Origin of the sequence: Pseudoflavonifractor sp. An85, assembly GCF_002161235.1 — a bacterium.
Classification (GTDB): Bacteria; Bacillota; Clostridia; order Oscillospirales; family Oscillospiraceae; genus Enterenecus.
The window spans coordinates 1-3,032 of the sequence record NZ_NFHE01000069.1 but is presented as its reverse complement, the minus strand read 5'-3'; the positions used below and the strand labels follow the sequence as shown (position 1 = coordinate 3,032).

The 3,032-nt window shown below is 57.0% G+C and carries 3 protein-coding genes; all 3 read right to left on the bottom strand.

Annotated features, from left to right (window positions below; translation table 11 throughout):
* Nucleotides 1-118: 118 nt before the first annotated feature.
* The 3 genes from B5G37_RS14180 to B5G37_RS14170 all read right to left on the bottom strand — a co-directional run bounded on the left by B5G37_RS14180 (nucleotide 119) and on the right by B5G37_RS14170 (nucleotide 2,840).
* Nucleotides 119-904 carry an MBL fold metallo-hydrolase gene (locus B5G37_RS14180; RefSeq protein WP_087258896.1) on the bottom strand — a complete coding sequence of 262 codons (786 nt, stop codon included), beginning with the start codon at nucleotides 902-904 and terminating at the stop codon, nucleotides 119-121.
* 124 nt (nucleotides 905-1,028) lie between these two features.
* Nucleotides 1,029-2,252, bottom strand: coding sequence for an MFS transporter (locus tag B5G37_RS14175; protein ID WP_087258894.1), 1,224 nt, complete (start codon nucleotides 2,250-2,252; stop codon nucleotides 1,029-1,031).
* Nucleotides 2,253-2,390: 138 nt separating this feature from the next.
* Nucleotides 2,391-2,840, bottom strand: coding sequence for a hypothetical protein (locus B5G37_RS14170; RefSeq protein ID WP_087258892.1), 450 nt, complete (start codon nucleotides 2,838-2,840; stop codon nucleotides 2,391-2,393).
* Nucleotides 2,841-3,032 lie beyond the last annotated feature (192 nt).

Sequence of the window (3,032 nt, the reverse complement as noted above, 5' to 3'; positions counted from 1 at the left end):
TGTGGGCTGGCTTTTGCATACCCAAAACGCTGCGGAAGTTCCACATACTGGATTCGTTTTTGCTGTTGAGAGTAAAAAAGGATGTGCCACAAAACTTACGTTTTGCGACACATCCTTTTTAGTGGTTCATATGGGACAGACACAGTTGGAGGAACATGGCCTCGTATCTGCGGCAGGCGTCTCGTCCAATGACGTAGGGGTTGGCCACGCCGTTGACAATGTTGCGGCAGAGGTCCAGACGCTGGACGGAGTTATCTGTGAAGGGATGAGTGGCAATCTCCACGTCTACCTGGTGTTGGTCACAGAGTTGGGTGAAGCGTTTGGCCGACTCCAGATAGATTTGCTGAGCCTGAGGGCTACGGGGAATGCCCGTTCCGCCCCATAGTGCCGCGGTGTGGGGCCGTCCCTCGTCGGTGACGGGGAGAATGAAGTTCATACAGCCGGGGGTGTGGCCCGGTGTGGCATAGGTGTAAATGGTGGTGTCACCCAGGGTGACGCTGCCGCCATCATGGAGATAGTGGTCGGCGTTCCACGTCATGGCTCCCCATGGGACATCGGCAGGGAGGTGGTGAGCAAAGTCCTCATCCACCTGACTCATATACAGGGTGCAGCCATAGCGGTTGCGGTAGAAATCCCCGTTGCCAAAGTGATCCCCATGGCCGTGAGTGATGACGATCTTCTTGATTTGGACGGGATCCAGCCCCAGACTTCTCAGTCCGTCTTCCAGTATGCTGGCGTACTTCATCCGGGAGATGTCGGTGATGGGGATCTTGGTGTCCGGCTCCACGTCGGGGAAGAGACAGTCCAGAAGCATCAGACCTTGTGAGGTCTCCACCACAAAGCAACCCACAAATTCGTCGCCGATATAGGATAGCTGGTCGAAGAAGCGGGTGGCGGGAATCACTGGGGCATCGGGAAGTTTGCCGTCCGGCCGTCCCCCTTTACCCAGGTGAGGGGGACGGTGATCCCGGATGGGACGCAGCCACTGTATGCAACGGATGAATCCATAGCTAGTACCTCCGTAGTGGTTAGCCAGCCTGCTCCGCGGCAGCCAGCTTTTTGGCGATGCACAGATAGATGAGTATGCCGATGACGGGATAAACCAGCATGCAGTAGAAGGTGGTGGTGTAGCCAAAGTGGCTGTACAGAGCACCGGGGATGATAGTGCCAATGATACCAGCAATGTCAATGACCAGCATGTTGGTGCTCATGGCGGCGCCGCGCTGTTCGGCAGGTGCCATGATGGCAGCGGCCTTTTTGGTCACGGTCATGATGCCCTGATAGGACATGGCATAGAGGGCGCCAGCCGCGCCCACGGCAATTACGGAATAGCCGTTGGCCAGTAGCACACAGCAGATGGCGTTGAGCACCAGGCCGGGAATCAGTACCCGCTTGGCGGAGAGAATGTCGCCCAGCACGCCGCCGGCAATGCCGCCCACGGTTTTGAACAGGGTGTAGGTGGTGAAGAAGATGGCCACGTTGGCCAGGCCGCGCTCAATGCTCATATTGACCACCAGCAGGCTGCAGGCGAAGAGGAGAGAGGCGGTGCAGAAGGTAATCATACAAACGGGCAGTGCGGGCAGACAGATGTAGTTGTTGATGTCAAAGCGCTTGTGCACCTCGCCGGGCATCTGGCGCTTGGGCTCCCGCTTCTTCACATCCATGAACAGGGCCACCACGATGCAGGGGATGGAGGCGGCGGCAGCGGTGAGGTAGCTGGCAGTGGGAGAGACGTTGGCATATAGAGATGTGGCCAGAGAAGGGGCAAAGGAGACGAACAGACCGGGAATGGCATTGATGATGCCCACGCCGGTACCCATGGCGCGGCGATCCACAAACAGAGAGCCCATGGTGGCTACAGCGGTGGTGATGCAGCAGAACACCAGACCGGTGAAGAATCGAGCCACCATCAGGAACGTGGGATTGGGGGCGATGCCCTGGAGCACATAGGCCAGGCCCTTCAAGGCCATAATGAGGATGAGCCAGAACTTCAGGTTCAGCTTATCGGTCAGGCGACCGGCCAGAGGACGTCCAACCAGGGTGGCCACGGAGTAAAGGGTCATCATGGTGGTGATGGCGGCGGCGGTCATACCCAGATCAGCGCCCCAGACGGGGATAATTTGAGTGTCCATGGTGGAGCCAAACTGGTTGAAGATGCTCACCAGGAGCAGCAAGATGTAGTTTTTGTTCAGCAAACTCTTAAAACTGGCCAGAGTCAAGCCATTGCCGACTTTTTTTACTTCGGTTGACATAATCCTTTCTCCTCTCGTTGAATACGAAATTGGTTCAGCCGTGTGGGGCTGAGGTGGGAGTGATGGGTGCGGGACGCCTGGGTCCCGCCTGATTCATGGCGCTCGCCTCCTTACGAAAACAAAATGGTACCGTATGGGTTACATGAGAATGGTAACCGGTAAGGTAATGGACACAGTGATGAGCAATAGCCACAGGGGAATGGCCAAGATGCGATAGGTCAGCCGGTTTTGATCCATGGGAGAGCCATAACTGCTCAACACAATGCTGCCTGCGGCGGAGAAGGGGGAGGTCCCGGTGACGCTGGCCCCGGCAAAAATTCCCGCATAGAGAAGGGCCAGAGATACCCCCAAAGCGGAGGAAAACACAGGGACCAGGGGAAACAAAGTGGGACACACCACGGTGACACCGCTGGTAAACAGACTCATAAGCCCTGCCATACAGGCCAGAATGGGGGCAGCCAGTACGGGCGGAATAAAAATCAGTTGCTGGGCCAAGGCGTCCAAAGCCTGGGTTTTGGTGGCAATGCCCAAAATGGCGGACACGGCGGAGAGCAGCACCACGGTGCACCAGGGGACGTGTCGCCGCATGACTTCTCGCTCATCCCCCAGCCGCAGCAGGATAGCCGCCAGAGTACCCAGGCAACAGAGCACCCCAATGTCGGTGAGAACAGCTAGACGCTGTTGGACAGCCTAGGGGCATAACTTTAAGGCCAAAGGATAGGCTGATGATAGCAATGAGAACAAGGTTTTTCTTGTGAATGGCAGTGAAGGGGGCCGGGG

Coding starts and splice junctions, on each gene's coding strand:
- B5G37_RS14175 (WP_087258894.1), bottom strand. CDS start 2,252: ATGTCAACCGAAGTAAAAAAAGTCGGCAATGGCTTGACTCTGGCCAGT.
- B5G37_RS14170 (WP_087258892.1), bottom strand. CDS start 2,840: ATGCGGCGACACGTCCCCTGGTGCACCGTGGTGCTGCTCTCCGCCGTG.